At 46.4% G+C, this 15480-nt stretch carries 13 protein-coding genes and 1 pseudogene; 7 read left to right on the forward strand and 7 right to left on the reverse strand.

Annotated elements, in window-relative coordinates:
- The first annotated feature begins 4 nt into the window (after window positions 1-4).
- Window positions 5-775 carry a DUF2927 domain-containing protein gene (locus VOA_RS04670; protein WP_000758733.1) on the forward strand — a complete coding sequence of 257 codons (771 nt, stop codon included), beginning with the start codon at window positions 5-7 and terminating at the stop codon, window positions 773-775.
- Between the two features lie 47 nt (window positions 776-822).
- On the opposite strand, the gene VOA_RS04665 is transcribed toward VOA_RS04670, so the two are convergent.
- On the reverse strand, window positions 823-1212 hold the full coding sequence (locus VOA_RS04665) for a DUF2750 domain-containing protein (RefSeq protein ID WP_000070235.1): 390 nt from the start codon (window positions 1210-1212) through the stop codon (window positions 823-825).
- A 136-nt stretch (window positions 1213-1348) separates the two neighbouring features.
- Window positions 1349-2254: a manganese-dependent inorganic pyrophosphatase gene (locus VOA_RS04660; RefSeq protein WP_000604842.1), complete on the reverse strand. Its 906-nt coding sequence runs from the start codon at window positions 2252-2254 to the stop codon at window positions 1349-1351.
- A gap of 477 nt (window positions 2255-2731) precedes the next feature.
- On the opposite strand from VOA_RS04660, the gene rsgA reads away from it, so the two are divergent.
- Window positions 2732-3427, forward strand: a complete 696-nt coding sequence (gene rsgA, locus VOA_RS04655) for a GTPase RsgA (protein ID WP_009356097.1) — start codon at window positions 2732-2734, stop codon at window positions 3425-3427.
- Window positions 3428-3573: 146 nt separating this feature from the next.
- On the opposite strand, the pseudogene VOA_RS19660 reads toward rsgA, so the two are convergent.
- From VOA_RS19660 to focA, 5 genes and pseudogenes are all read right to left on the reverse strand, one after another.
- Window positions 3574-5311: pseudogene (locus tag VOA_RS19660) on the reverse strand (glycoside hydrolase family 36 protein).
- Window positions 5312-5516: 205 nt separating this feature from the next.
- Window positions 5517-7979, reverse strand: coding sequence for a trimethylamine-N-oxide reductase TorA (gene torA, locus VOA_RS04650; RefSeq protein ID WP_001018817.1), 2463 nt, complete (start codon window positions 7977-7979; stop codon window positions 5517-5519).
- A 23-nt stretch (window positions 7980-8002) separates the two neighbouring features.
- A complete protein-coding gene (torC, locus tag VOA_RS04645; protein WP_000838510.1) occupies window positions 8003-9187 on the reverse strand; it encodes a pentaheme c-type cytochrome TorC in 1185 nt (394 codons plus the stop codon).
- Between the two features lie 45 nt (window positions 9188-9232).
- Window positions 9233-9415: a trimethylamine N-oxide reductase system protein TorE gene (gene torE, locus VOA_RS04640; protein ID WP_001286266.1), complete on the reverse strand. Its 183-nt coding sequence runs from the start codon at window positions 9413-9415 to the stop codon at window positions 9233-9235.
- A 734-nt stretch (window positions 9416-10149) separates the two neighbouring features.
- Window positions 10150-10992 (reverse strand): formate transporter FocA, encoded by an 843-nt coding sequence (gene focA / locus VOA_RS04635; RefSeq protein WP_000349975.1) that lies wholly within the window; start codon window positions 10990-10992, stop codon window positions 10150-10152.
- 284 nt (window positions 10993-11276) lie between these two features.
- On the opposite strand from focA, the gene VOA_RS04630 reads away from it, so the two are divergent.
- The 5 genes from VOA_RS04630 (at window position 11277) to VOA_RS04610 (ending at window position 15454) form a co-directional block, all read left to right on the forward strand.
- On the forward strand, window positions 11277-11510 hold the full coding sequence (locus VOA_RS04630) for a TIGR02647 family protein (protein WP_000673325.1): 234 nt from the start codon (window positions 11277-11279) through the stop codon (window positions 11508-11510).
- A 107-nt stretch (window positions 11511-11617) separates the two neighbouring features.
- Window positions 11618-12448 carry an NAD(P)H-binding protein gene (locus VOA_RS04625; RefSeq protein ID WP_000831914.1) on the forward strand — a complete coding sequence of 277 codons (831 nt, stop codon included), beginning with the start codon at window positions 11618-11620 and terminating at the stop codon, window positions 12446-12448.
- Window positions 12441-13088, forward strand: a complete 648-nt coding sequence (locus VOA_RS04620; RefSeq protein WP_000033760.1) for a YdcF family protein — start codon at window positions 12441-12443, stop codon at window positions 13086-13088. Before VOA_RS04625 ends, VOA_RS04620 begins: the two co-directional genes overlap by 8 nt.
- Before the next feature lie 75 nt (window positions 13089-13163).
- Window positions 13164-13391, forward strand: a complete 228-nt coding sequence (locus VOA_RS04615) for a hypothetical protein (protein ID WP_000422992.1) — start codon at window positions 13164-13166, stop codon at window positions 13389-13391.
- Window positions 13392-13576: 185 nt separating this feature from the next.
- Complete coding sequence (locus VOA_RS04610; protein ID WP_000936763.1) at window positions 13577-15454, forward strand: sensor domain-containing phosphodiesterase; 1878 nt, start codon at window positions 13577-13579, stop codon at window positions 15452-15454.
- Window positions 15455-15480: the final 26 nt, after the last annotated feature.

Consider the following 15480-nt stretch of genomic DNA (forward strand, 5'->3'; position numbering starts at 1 on the left):
CGCCATGAAAAAATGGATTGAGCTTGGAATTCTTACCCTACTCAGCCAGTGCGCTTTCGGGCAAGAAAACTGGCGCGATCCTGCTTTTATCGAACGCGCTTTTCTCGCCATAGCACTACAAAATGAATATTCTGTGGGAGAAAAGCCACTCAGTCGATGGCGAGAGCCTTTGCGGATCTATTTTGAGCACCAAGTTCCTGATCAGGCATTGCATGAACAACTGGCGCGCGACCATTTGCAACATCTCAGCCAAGTCACTGGTCATCCAATCCAAGTGGTGACTAACCGGATGCAGGCAAACGTGATATGGGTTTTTACTCAGCAATCAAAATGGGCACAAGCCCTAGAAGAACTCGCAGGGAAATCCGCCACAAAGCACATGCATGGGGCAATCTGTCAGGCGAATTACACCACTGACAGCGAAACATCAGAAATTCGCTTTGCTTCAATAGTGATCCCTGTTGACCAAGCGCGCGGCCACGGCAAACTATTGGCCTGTATCGTTGAAGAAATCACCCAAGTCATGGGACTCCCTAACGATTCTGAGCTCGCTTACCCCTCAATATTTAATGACAAAACCCCTGAGAATCTTCTCTCGCCTCTCGACGTGATAATGCTACGCCTGCTTTATGAGCCAGAACTAACCAATGGAATGAACAGAATTCAGGTGCAACAGGTGATCCACGCTAAACTCAAAGATTATCAGCGACAAGGAGTTCTAGAAAATGCGTTAAAAGAGGCGCGCTCTTCACCGCTCACTGAGTGGTATCGTTAATCTATACCCTCTCAGACAAGCGGTGCAGCGATCATATAAGGAAGAAACTAGCGGCGGTTAGTGAGTTTTTTCAGTTCAAAATCAAACTCATCTGGGAACAGAATCACCCCTTCTTCATTGTCGTTAGGAAAAACCACTACGGATAAATCGTCTTGCTCTAAACCTTGTGTCCAGCGACTAAACCATTTGTTCAAGCCAATCGATTCTGGCTCACACTCTGCCCATTCGCCAGTTGCCCACGCTTGCGCAAATTCACGATGCGGCCATACCGGAACACACTCTTCCTCTTCCGTATTAAGCATTACGCAGCCGTGCTCATCTTTTAAAATCCACACTTGCTGGTTAGCCACAATCTCTTTCAGACAGTAGTTGAATCGTTGCTCTTGGTCATATTGATTGATGAGCGCCATTTGCTCTGCGGTTAATGGATTAGACATATTCTTTCCCCATTGGAATTCATGGCTCTTTCCGAGCGAAAGATTGCAGGATAATGCCTACAACCAGAGATAAAAAAAGCCCACGGCATACTGGCGTGAGCGTTGCTTAAGGAGAATGTTAACCGCGAAGTGGCAATCAAGCCAGTTCCGTTTGTAGCCAAGGCCAACCTTGCTTCTTACGACTTAGGGTATTTTCCATCATCAGTACGCCGTCTTTTGCATGTTTAGCCAGTTTTTCTGACCATTCTCCTTTAAACAGCAGACGAGTTTGCGCGGTGGTGATGTCGGTCAGCATCAGTGCTGCAAGCGCCAATGATTCCTCATCACAACGACGTTGCAGATCTACCTCCAAGGCATCAATCATATCCGCGACTTGCTCTAGCGTAGCCAGTTCAACCTGACCTACCACCAACTCACGGCCATTGAATGGGTAAGCTTTAAGATCTTTTTCGACCAGCTGCGCCGCACTTAAACCTTCAATGTCAGTTTTCGCAATCAGTAGCGCTTTGATAAAGCCTTCCAGATCGGTAATGCCCGCTAATACCGCTAACTCAGCCACCGCATCACGATCTTTTTGCGTGCAGGTTGGTGAGGCAAAGCCCACGGTGTCAGACAAAATAGCAGAGATCATCAGTAACGCGAGTGGGCGTGTTATTTCTGCATTTTCCATTTTGAACAGATTGAACAAAATAGTGCTGGTACAACCGACAGGCCAAATCCACGCTTCCAGTGGATTCACTGTCATCACATCACCAAGACGATGGTGATCGACAATCCCAAGAATTTCGGCTTGACTGAGATCATCCGGTGCTTGCGCTAAATCGGTGTAATCCACCAACCACACTTGTTCGCCCGCCACACTGGTACGTAATTCTGGTTGCTCAACGCCTGCCACATTCAGAATATGTTGCGTTTCACGGTTGATCTCACCTTGGCGTACCGCCTTCGCTTCTAAACCACGCGCTTTTAAAAGCTCAGCCGCCACTAATGCACTACAAATACTGTCACTGTCTGGGTTTTTATGACCAACAACTAAAATCATTCTATTACCTATTTTTCTCTTGGCTATTTATACCTTGGCCGCGCGAAACTAACACAGTTGCGCGGTCATTGCATGCAGTTGGGTTTCTAAGGTGTAAACAAAGGGTGCACTCTACTCAATTTGATAGTTTCTTCATGGCGCTAAATCAAAAAAACCTTTTTCTTCCAATCTAAGCCCCAAATTTCATGTGCTTTTGCTATTGAAAGTCGCCTCAATGTTTGCTCTTTTGGGCATACAACGTATACTCACGCTGTTTTTATCATTAACTGGAGGAATTCTGATGATTGTAACTAACCAAATTCAAAGGGCATGGTTGGGTTAACGGAAAGTCCGTTTACAATTTTATTTTCGCACTACGCGACTTCTCCCTTCCCTTCTCAATTTGCCCAGTCAAACTGGGGTAATTCTATTTAATCAACGAATTAAACCCTGAAGCTATGATTTAGTGGGTGCTTTCGCGCACCGGGAAAATTCGCAATGAACAACAAAATGACATCTTCTCAGCCTTACACATTGACTCAACTTGGCTGGAAACCTTTTTTTCAACAACAACTGACACTCGAAGATTACGAGAATACACAAATCTGCCGCATCGTTGCTCATCATCGCAGCGGTTATCAGCTTTGCAGTAAGCAAGGGCATTTTCATCTCGCTATTCATCATGCTCAACCGAAAATGACGGTGGGCGATTGGGTTTTGTTGGATGAACAACAACGGTTTAAGCGTCTGCTTGAACGCCAAAGTGAACTGAGCCGAAAAGCGGCGGGGAGTAAAGTGGCAGAGCAGTTGATCGCAACCAATGTGGATACTTTATTTATCGTCTGCTCGCTCAATGATGACTTTAACCTCAGCCGTATTGAACGCTATCTTAGCATCGCCAAAGAAGCGCAAATCGAACCTGTGGTGGTACTGACCAAAACTGATTTATCTGAACAAGCTGACCAAAACATCGCGCAAGTTCAACAACTCAGTGCAACGTTATTGGTAGAGGCAGTGAACGCGATCGACAATGGCACCTTGGAAGCAAGGCGCTTACAAAACTATTTCAAGTTACTGCAAGAGCAGGCTTATAACTCCGCCACACTGGCGGAGCAACGAAGTAGAATGAAGCAATTTGGGAAGATGTGCCGTAATGTGAGCAGTGATAAGCAAAAACTCAAAACTCGCTATTAACCTCAAGAATTACCCAAACAACTTGGTGTTGCAGCTTCAAGTAGGAAAGAAATAAAAGCAACCTTTGCATACCCAAACGGATATTCACTCCCTTCGGGTATGCAAGATTGTGGCTTTCGCCCATCTTTAGTTGGCCTTCATACTCACTAACCCACCGTGAAGATCGCGCGGCTTTGTATGCCTTTCTCCAAATTAACCATCAGCCATTTAGTCGGCTCTGTGCTGAGCTGTTCACCACTCCAATAGTCATACCAGAGCACTGGGTGATTAGCGACCAAGGTAAACTCCTGTGCTTTACCGTTAAAGTTAAATAAGCAGTGCAGATCATTTTTATCGGTCAGCGCTAGGAAAGCATGGCGCATGCTCAGTGAAGTGATTTTGGCGGCTTTCTGGCTGTATTGGAAACGCTTGAGCAACCGTTTAAGGCTCTGCTTTGCAAATGGGGTTAGCTTCGGCAGTGGATCACCCGACAGTAATAAGCCGCCACTAGCAAGCAGTACATTACGGTGAAACTCATAACTGGCGCGATCGGCACTTTGGTTGGGTAACGGAGTGAGCGTTAAGCAATCAGGATCGATTTGCCACAGTTGTCTGTGCTGCCAACTGCGCATTAAAGTTTCACGGGCAATTTGGCAAAAGCGATCAGCATTGCGCTCTACATCGTCCGACACTCGCATCGCATCCACCAAGCCCAATGAAGGCCACATCGGCGCATTACAGCCCAGTAGCCAAGCATCTCCAGCCCCTTCGGCGATGGCTTGCATGCCCATTCGATACGCTTCTACACCCGTAACACCCGATTGAAAACGCTGACCTTGTAGCGTTCCCCAATAGTTGGCATCCAGCTTAAACAGCTCAACGCCCCACTCTTCACGCAAGGTTTTGCGCCACTTGGGTCAAATGCTCTTGCACATCGGGGTGCGAACCATCCAGCACATACCAAGGCGTGCAACGCCAACCGCCATAAGTGATCTCTTCGGCTTTGAGTGGCTGACCTGCGGCATTTTTCACAAACCAGTCAGGATGTTGGCGAAAAACCGCTGAATCCGCTTCCGCGATAAAAGGCGCAAGCCAGATGGCTGGTTTTTTACCTTGCGCACGAATATCGGCAATCACTTGCTGAATGCCACTAGGGAATTTTTGGGATGGCGTGAGCCAATCACCCATAAACGCTTGGTAACCGTCATCCAGCAGCACCCATTCCAATTCAGGATGACGTTCTGCCAAGACTGCCACGTTCTCTTTGACGTCCTGCTCAGTAACTTCAGCATAGTAGGCATACCATGAACACCAGCCCATCGGCGCAGGGTCCTTCAGATGCGCTCTTGGCGGATGGTGGCGCGTAATTGCCTGAGCGTAGGCTTGATAAAGCTCCGACATGGATTCGCCTTCTAAGCAAATCACCGACTCTAACTGATTGGTGACCCAATCTTGCGGGCGCGTCTCTTCTCCATCAATAAAGGCGCTCAGTACCCAATGTTGTGGATGACGATGCACTTCAAAAAATCCTGCAAATCGCTGGCAGGTAGTAAATCCAAACAGTAGGTAACGGCCTGCCGCCTCAATCATCAAAGTGTTGTAAAAACGTTTAGGCGCATCATGCGGGTAGATACGGTAACTGAGATTATTATCCGGACACCGACCGACTTCTTGGACTTGGTTTAACGTCCCTGAAGCTTGTGACAACATCTGAAATCCATCGCCGACCAAACGTGCATCTGACTCCACATTCAACAAAGTGCTAAATAGTGGATAACGACGCTCAAAAGGGCGATTGTGCAACCCAATATACTGTGCAGAAAGCTCATTGCCTGCGATTTCCAGCTCAATATCCGCTTGCTGTACTAGGATCTCTCGTCCATTGGCTAATCTTAGGCTACTCATTGACTCTCTCCTCTTTACCCTGAGTGTCTGACCAATGACTTACGCATTACGTTAATCGGTTCACGTTTTGCGCAATCCATGGGGTGCTTGCAGTTCGATTGGCGACAGATTAATCGGATTTACAGGAAAAGATAAGAAAAAAGCCAGCGATGAGCGCTGGCTTGAGGGTAAATACACAAATTGTATTACGGTATATCTCTTGTGATTAGATCACTTCGATTGGGCCGCCGAATGAAGTCACCGGTGGAACTTCGCCACGGAACTTCTCGAACTCCACGATACAGGTATTGGCAGATGTCGCTTGCGCCAACTCTGACGTACCCAAATCTAGCGTTAGCGTGTTTGGATCGCCGTAAGTACAGATCGCGCCCACTTTCTCAGTCAGCGGACCATACCAAGCTCCCTCTTCGATACGGATCACGCCGCGTGGGTAGCTTTCACTCAGTACCGCACCTGCTAACAGTTGACCACGATCGTTGTAGACGCGCACCAAGTCACCATCTTTGATACCTTTGGCTTTCGCATCCGCAGGGTTGATGTAAACGGGCTCACGACCTTGCACCGCGTAAGTGGCACGGAACGCTTCCGCCTCACACATTTGTGAGTGCAGACGCTTGTCTGGGTGGCACGATTGCAACCAGAACGGGTATTTCTCAGAGCCAGGACCACCGTGTGAACGTTCCGTTTTCTCGAACCACATCGGGAACTCTTGGCAGTGTTCATAGCCGTAGCGACCGATCTTACGCGAGGTAATTTCAATAAAGCCTGAAGGAGTACCCAGTGGGTTGATTTCCGGATCTTTACGGAAGTCTGCGTGGCGAACCCAAGGCGTGCCAGTACCGAAATCAAGGAAGCCTTTTTCCCAGAACTCTTCGAATTCTGGCATGGCAAACTTACCTTCGTTGGCTTTCTTACATTCGTCATACAGTGAACGAACCCACATCATCTCATCCATATCACGGGTGTACTCTTTTTCACGGCCGAAGCGACGAGTCAGCTCAGTCATGATTTCAAAGTCAGTACGTGACTGGAACAGTGGATCAACCAAACGATGCATCGCAATCAAGCCTTTGCCTGAATATGAACCGTATGAGTCAATATCATTACGTTCCCACTGAGTACAAGCAGGCAGTACGATGTCAGAGAAGCGGCAGGTTGCCGTCCAGCTGAAATCAATGGTCACGACCGTTTCCAATTTCTGGAACGCGTGCTTCATCTTGTTGCGATCTTGATGGTGGTGCCAAGGGTTACAACCCGAAATCACCATCATCTTGAAGCCCGGCAGCGTCACTGAGTTACCATTGTGGTTGATCTTCTTACCCGGTTCCATGATGGCATCAATCCAACGTGCAACTGGAATTGTACGGCTGTAACCGTTGAAGTCATTGTTATCCCACTTTGGCTTCGCACCTTGGTCTAGGTTACGCGGGAAACCACCAGGGCCAGCAAAACCGGTTGAAGGCACGCCAATACCTGAATAGTGGTGACCGTAAGAGATGCCACCGCCCGGCAAACCGATTTGACCGATCATGGCCGCCAGTACCGCGCCCATCCAGTACGGCTGCTCACCGTGCTCTTGACGTTGGATACACCAACCGAACAGTAGCTGAGTACGGCCATTTACCAACATACGGGCGAAATCGCGGATCGCATCGGGTTTCACGCCACAGATTTTCGCCGCCCACTCTGGCGTTTTCTCAACTTTATCTTTGCTCTTACCCAGCACGTAAGGAATGAACTCTTCAAAGCCCAAGCAGTAAGTTTCAATGAACTTCTTGTCGTACAAGTTTTCGGTATACAGCACATGCGCAACCGCCAACATGAACGCCACGTCAGTTTGTGGGTTGATGTATAGGTGAGGGTTTTGCAAAAAGCGCTGCGTCTTGTTCTTCACTGGGTCAACAGAAACCACGTTGATCTCGCCTTTCGCGACTTTCTCTTTTAATTGATCGAGATAGCCGAAAGACTGGTGTGTCTCACAGTTCCAACCTACTTGTAGGTTTTTCACTGGATCGTTTGCCCACAGAATGATGTTGTCAGAGTTGTCTAAAATCTCGCTCCAAGAGGTACCTTGCGCGTAAACTTCGGTTGAACCCAGTACATAAGGCATGATGGTTTGGCCAGCACCGGTAGAGTAATCCCCTACTTTGGTAATGTAGTTACCATGCATACCCACAGCGCGTTGCATCATCGCGGTACAGTTGTGGAAAGCACCGGTTTGGTTCCAACCGGTTTGGCCTGCATGCAGCGCCCAAGGGCCGTATTGCTTCTGAACACGCTCTAATTCGCGGTAGAACAGATCAATCGCTTCATCCCAAGTCACACGGATAAAACGGTTGTTACCGCGCGTTTCTGCACTGTATTTGTGCTTTTTCAGCCAGTCGAGGCGTACCATTGGGTAGCGCACACGAGATGGGCTATACAGAATACCTTGAATACCGTTCAACATTTCTGTTGGATGGGTATCCAATTCCAACGCTTTCAGTTCTTGAACCTTACCGCCGTAGATATGGGCGCGGAATGCGCCCCAGTGAGAACCGGAGACTTTCCAAGTTCCCGTGGTTTCTGCCGCTTGGGCAGAAACTGAGGTCAGTAGGCTTGGGCCAATGATCGACGCCGCACTGGTGGTTGCGACACCTTTCAGAAAACTTCTTCGTGTAATCGCCATGTTATGACTCCGTATGACGTTGCTTAGTGATGGCCTTCAGCGAAATCTGAAGAGTGTTTTTGCAGGTACTTCAGTACCAGCGCTTCACTGTCGGTATCGAAGTTGACGAATGCCAACATACCGTCGAACATGCCAGGCCAAGTGTTGGCATCAAAGTGCGCTTCAGCAGGCTGTGTGTGACATACAGAACAGTTGGTTTTGTATGCTTCGCGTGCTTTTTCCCAAATTGGGTTAATGCTGTTCAGCATGGCTTCTTTTTTCATCCATACTTTCGCGCTCACTTGTTCCCAAGGCAGACCTGTCAACTCGTCCACTTTCTGCTCACCCGTGGTCACAATCGCATCCGACATGGCGGCATCTTTCAGTAGCGACGCTACAGCGATGTTCATACCGAAGTCTTCTTGGATCACACGACCAAAGCCTTTCGATTTACGCCAGCCATCGATTTCAACTTGCATCATGTCGCCTTTTTCGGCTAACACTTTCACTTCAGAAGCTGGGTTAAGTAGACCGGCTTCCACTTTACCTTGCTCATCTTCATAGATAGGTAGGAAGCGTACGCTGACTAGGGTTTCACCATCAGCATATTTGGTGTTGGATGCCATACCTTCTAGCTCGCCAATCAGACCGCTTGAGCTATCCATATTTTTAGGCAGGCGATGTGCGATGCCTTTATGGCAATCGATACAGCCCTGATCACGCTCTGCCGCTTGCTTCATTTGGATGCGGGCAGTTGGAGACATTTGCTCAAAATCCATTGAGTCGTAGTTGTGGCAGTTTTTACATTCCAGAGATTTGTTTGCCGCAAAGCGATCCCATTCATGTTTAGCCAGTTCGATACGACGCTCTTCAAACTTCTCAGGTGTACCTAAGTCACCAAAAATCTGCGCGAACACTTCTTTCGAAGCTTGCATCTTACGCGCGATTTTCGCCGTCCACTCATGAGGAACGTGGCAATCAGGACAAGTCGCACGTACGCCTGAGTGGTTTTTCCAGTGCACTGTGGTTTGCAGCTCTTGGTATACGTTGTCACGCATGGTGTGACAACGTATACAGAACTCTTCGGTATTGGTGGCTTCTAAAGCCGTATTAAAACCACCCCAGAAAATCACGCCAGCAATAAAGCCACCGAGAGTCAGTACACCCAAGCTGATGTGCACCGCCGGACGCGTCATAGTGCACCACATTTTCAGAATTAAAGATTTCATACTTTCTTCTCTTAACTAGTCATTCAACAGTAGAAATGGAGGTGGTTAAAAACCGCCATGTACGCCCGGAGGACCAAACACGAACATTTGCAGCATCCACACAATGAATCCATATCCACCAACGAAAGCCACGCTTAAGATGGGAAAAAGAACCACAGTGATGAAGAGGAATGACTTCCACTCCAGAGAGCGTTTTTCAACGCCTTCAACTTTATTAACATCACTCATACATTTGCCTACTCTATTTGCTGGATTTTTCGTGAACCCTGTTCCCCAGAGTCCCCACAAATCAAGTTTAATTACGTCAAATGTTAGACCATACAATTAATAGGGTTCAATCGAAATACGCATTACAACCCTTGTTATCCAACACTTTTTTGAGTTAGAACGGAGTTGTGTTTGATTAAAAAATCTGATGAAAAAATATGAACAATTATGACAAATTAATATTGTTTTTAAGGTGTTAAATTAAAACAAAACCGAAACAAAAAAGTGTTTAGCAAGTAGAACTCATGTCTGCTCTAACGCAAAAATACGCGTGAAATGTAAAAATTAATGACTCAGATTTGTTTAAAGATTGTGAATGCATTGATATTCATCGTCTTTTCTCTTTCAAGTTTCACACCGCCTTAAATCGCCGTATTTATGAGTGATTTCTTAACTGTGAAACAAATCCTAAGCACTTACACTTGCATTAATGGGGCGATCTACAAACCGGAAATCTGCACAAGAACTGTGCGTTCCAACTGTGCTAGTCCAAGCAAATAAAGGTTACACACGGTGTTTACTCCAAGTTATCCACAGAAAATGTGGATAAGGCTATAGCGATCCAAAAGCCACTGCACTCTGAGTACAAACGTGCCGACCTTGTGATTTTGAAAGGAAAAAGAGGAGAAAAAAATCCCCGAGCAAGCTCAGGGATGAAAAGAATTTTTAGATTGCTCAGAGAGCGATGCTTGGCATTAATCTTTGAGGTAGATAAGCCAGTACCACATCCCAACAAATACCCCACCACCCACAATATTACCAAGCGTCACTGGGATGAGGTTATTGACGATGAAATTGACGAAGTTGAGGTCCGCATAGTTCGCGATATTCGCACCAGTCATCGCCCAGAAACTCTCTGGAGCAAAATACTTAATCCCAATCGCCATCGGCACTTGGAACATGTTAGCAATGCAGTGCTCAAAGCCAGAAGAGACAAACATAGCAACGGGCAGGATCAACACCATCACTTTATCGGTTAATGATCGGGCACTAAAGGTCATCCAAACCGCTAAACAAACTAGGATGTTACACATCAACCCAAGCGCGAAAGCTTGCAAGAAAGTGTGGTGCAATTTGTGCTGGGAAATCGCCATCGCATTTAAACCAAGCTGACCACCATCTTCCATAAACTGGCGAGTAGCAAGCATAATAAACACTAGGATGATCGAACCACATAGATTACCGAAGTAAACGACAGTCCAATTCCGCACAAGCTCTTTCCACGAGATTTTTCCACTCGCTTTCGCCACCAAAATCAACACCGAACTGGTGAATAACTCCCCGCCGGTAATGACGACAAGTATGAGCCCTAAACTAAAGGCCAAACCTCCAAGCAGCTTAGTCACCCCATAAGGCATATCATGCCCACCGGTCGTCACTACGGTGTAGAAAACAAACGCAATACCAATTTGAATGCCTGCTGAAATCGCAAGCAAGAAAGATTTGTACGCGGCTTTTTTGGCTTTACCCTCACCCGTAATCGCAGCACGTTCTGCCATTTGTGGAGGGAGAAGAGAATCGAATTGGTTATGATCCATGAGCTGTTACATTTTGACACAAAACAGAAGAGGTGGCGGATAATCGCTCTATTTCCTTTCGAGTTCAAGGGCTATTTGTCATGTTCACGAAAAATGTTTATTACGGAAGCAATAAGCTATTCACCCAAGGTTTTTTCAACCTTTCCTTCTTTAAAGCATTGCCATCATTACGCTGAAAAAAACATCAGATCGGGTGAAGCTAACAGTTCTGATCGCCCAACGTTGCTTGTTGCATCAGCACAGCCTATTGTGGCGACAACAATAGCTTGTAAAGGTAATCGACCATGAAATTCACTCAACACCATATCGATGAGCTTAATCTACTGCTGCAATTTGACTTGAGCAGTGCAGCCACAGGAATCAAAGTACATCAGGATGCATCAGAAGCAGTTCAAGCAGCCGTAGCTCGTTTGTATAACAAAGGATTATGTACTCAACCAGACGGCGGCTACCTCACCGATGAAGGCATTGAAATCGCCGAACACGCTGACCGTATATTGCGTGTGATAAACGCTTAATCCCTTCTTTTAGTGAGCGCTATACAGCGCTCATTTCCTTTATCCCCCAAGTTCAACTGTGTTACGGTAGCAACCTCATTCGCTCTTAGTTGATAAAGGATGAACTCATGAAAAGAGTTGCGGTGATTGGTGCGGGTTGGCTGGGTTTACCACTTGCACAATGGCTTAAACAACAAGGCCATACGGTGTACGCGACACGCACAACCCTCGAAGGGAGTAAAGCGGTTCAGGTGCAAGGGCTAGAAAGCTTCGTGTGCCAACTGGATCAACCCGATGGTTTAAGTAACGCTTTACTTGAGCGACAATGCGATACCTTGGTTGGCTGTTTCCCCCCTGGTTTTCGTCAAGGTAATGGCGAACAGTATGCCACCCATTGGCAGCTGCTGGTCAATCAAGCCAAACAGGCCAATATTCAAAAATTGGTCATGGTCAGTTCTACTTCTGTGTATCCCGATATCGCTAAACCGATGAATGAGCAAGACGCCTCATTGGGATTGGCGCTGGATAATTCAGCTTTCGATGCGAAAGCACGCGTCTTACTTAAAGCAGAACAGCATGTGATCACTTCGGGCATGGATTACACCATTGTACGTTGCAGTGGTTTGATTGGCCCCAAGCGCCACCCATCCCGCTTTGTCAGCAAAATGGCACAAGTCAGCCGGCTCGCACCCGCCAATATGCTGCACCTATACGATGCCATCGGTATTGTGTATTTTGCGCTAACTCACCTTCCCAACTCGATTGTTAATGCCACAACGCCAAATACGGTAAGCAAGGCCGAATTTTATCAAGCGGCTTTGGATGCAGTAGGCAGTGACGCATCCCTTCCCACTGTTTGTGATATCGAAGACAAACGCATTTTATGCGACAAATTATTGTCAGCGGGTTACCGCTTTCACTTTAGCCATACGCGAGAGGCGCTCCAAGGTTATGAGTAAGCACTTATATCAACATATTGAAATCCTATGGCATTACTTACAGCTCCATCAGCAACCTGAACCTGCTGATGTGATTTTAGTATTGGGAAGCAATGATGTCCGTGTGGCAGAACATGCGGCAAAACTCTACCACCAAGGCATAGCACCTCGTGTGCTGTTCTCTGGTGGGCTTGGCCGTTTTACCCAAGGCGTTTTCCAACAGACAGAAGCGGAAATCTTTGCCGCTTTAGCTAAAGAAGCAGGGGTGCCGGAAAAGGCCATTTTGCTTGAAACTCAATCAACCAACAGTGGTGAAAATATCCTTTTTAGCCATCACTTATTGGCCCAGCAGGCACAACCTATACAACGTATCCTATTGGTTCAAAAGCCTTATATGGAGCGGCGTGCCTATGCAACGTTCATGAAGCAATGGCCAGATACCATCGAAAGCGTGCAAGTCACCTCATCCGGTGTCAGTTTTTTTGACTATTTAACGTCCGAACTCACTAGCGATTTTGTTATCGATGCCATGCTGGGCGATTTTGAGCGTATTCGTGACTACCCAGCCTTAGGCTTTCAAATCGTTCAAACAATTCCTGAATCGGTGACTCAAGCGTATCAAACTCTACTATCATTTAAGACTCGCGCAGAGATGTGTTGAATTTGGCATCACATTTGCTTACTCACAGAGATTAAAGTGACCTCCCGTCCCCATGGATAATCAAGGAGTCTGATTATGGAATTGCAACGTCACCACTGCTACGACCTCATTCACATCGGAATGCGTGAATTGCTAGAGGACCGTATGGGTTACTACTCGGCACTAAATTATCAACAAACCTTGTACGGAATGACCGGAAAGTCCAGTTGTTTAACCATGTCAGATGACGAACTCTCCTCAACTTTAGAAGCATTAAAAAACGAAGGTTATCTCGTTGACTTGACGTCACATACATTGCGCTAATGAACTTTTCGCTCAAGTTTTGCACTAAAAATTGAACGAATCTCATAAATAACCGCAAAAGTTACAGGTTTATTTTTGTTCAACACCTTGATGTGTACTTTAATTCGTCATCTATAATCAAAATTGTCACTTAAACCATTAGTTAAGTGAATGCGGATTAAATCACCCGAAGGTGAAACAAAATTATGCTGCCGATCGATACTCGACAAATTGATATTCCTCCAAGCATGTTAGAGTCTTGGCAACAGATTGTGGATCTGATTGCCGATATCTCACAGTGCCCTGCATCTCTAATCATGCGTATCCATGAGCATGATATTGAGGTTTTCACCAGTAGCCGTTCGGCAGGCAACCCCTATCCTCCCAAAGCAAGAGACACACTAGGACACGGTTTATATTGTGAGACGGTCATCCGAGATCGGCACATGCTGAATGTCCCCAACGCGCTTGCCGACCCAGCATGGGATAAAAACCCCGATATCAAATTGGGCATGATTTGTTACTGTGGCTTACCCGTGTTTTGGCCGGACGATACCCCCTTTGGCACCATTTGTATTTTAGATAGCCAAGAAAGGCATTTTGACGACAAAGTTCATGCGCTACTTTCACGATTTCAGTCTGCGATTGAAGGCCAACTTGAAACCCTCTATCACAAAGCTGAATTACGAAAACTGAATCATGAACTTGAGCAAAAAGTCGCAGAGCGTACCCAAACGCTTGCCGATCTCAGTACCAAACTACTAAAAGAGATCGAGCAGCGTACGGTGGCCGAAGACTATGTGGAATTTCATCGCCACTTTGATCCACTCACTAAGCTACCAAATCGAATCACACTGACAGAGCGGCTACAGCCACAATTAAAGAGCATCGCTGATGATCAACAAATCACGCTAATTTATTTCACTCTACGCAACTTCAAATCCGTCAACGACAGTTATGGCTATCAGGTCGGCGATCAAATTTTATCCGCCTTATGCCAACGCCTAAGCCATAACTTGCCAAAAAACTGGCTGTTAGCCCGAATTGTCGGATCAGAGTTCGTTCTCACCGCTTGGCACAAACGTTCTAAAACGGAAACCCAAAAAGTGATCGATAGGGTTGTACAAGCTTGCATACAGCCTTTCAACACCAACAATTTAAACATCACACTACAATGTCATTTAGGTGTTGCATTGGCTCCAATGGATGCCACTGATTCACTAAGTTTTATTCAGCGAGCAAGTTCGGCAATGAGCTTAGCGAAAAAAGAAGGTACACAAATCTCCTTCTTTAACTTGGCTGCGCAAAAAGCCACTGAAGAGCGACTGCAGTTGGAATCCCATCTCTTACACGCGTTGCGCCTTGGTGAGCTGGCTATCCACTTTCAACCGATCGTTGACTTAAAACACCATGGCAAAATCATTGGGGCAGAAGCCTTACTACGTTGGCATAACCCACATTTGGGTAATGTCACGCCCGATCGCTTTATTCCTTTAGCGGAAAGCAATGGGCAGATCATCGAGATCGGCTATTTTGTACTGCATCAAGCCCTTAAAAACGCAGCTGAATGGTGTAAATTGACCACAGCACCGTTCAAAATCGCGATTAATATCTCTCCTATCCAATTTCGTGAGCACCACTTTGTGGAATACCTGAAAGATTTGATGACACTGTATCAACTCCCTCCTGGTTGCATTGAACTTGAGCTAACAGAAGGCATTTTGTTGGAAGATGAACACTATGCGCAAAGTGCTTTAGCTCAACTTCAACAGCAAGGAATAAGCATTTCACTCGATGATTTTGGTACCGGTTACTCCTCCTTGAGTTACCTGCAGAAATACTCTTTTGACACTTTAAAAATTGATCGTAGTTTCATCAGTCAACTCGAATACAACGAACCCAACCGAGAATTAACACGCGCTATCATTGCAATGGCACGTAAACTGAAAATGGCAGTCATTGCTGAAGGGGTTGAAAAAACTTACCAAGAAAATTTTGTACGAACCGAAGGATGTAGCTTCGCTCAAGGTTATTTATACGGTAAAGCAATGCCTGCGGAGGAATTTACTCAATTGTTACTCTAGTCAACGAACTAAAATCGAAAAGGCTA

This window comes from Vibrio sp. RC586 (assembly GCF_000176715.1).
In the GTDB taxonomy this organism is placed as follows: Bacteria; Pseudomonadota; Gammaproteobacteria; order Enterobacterales; family Vibrionaceae; genus Vibrio.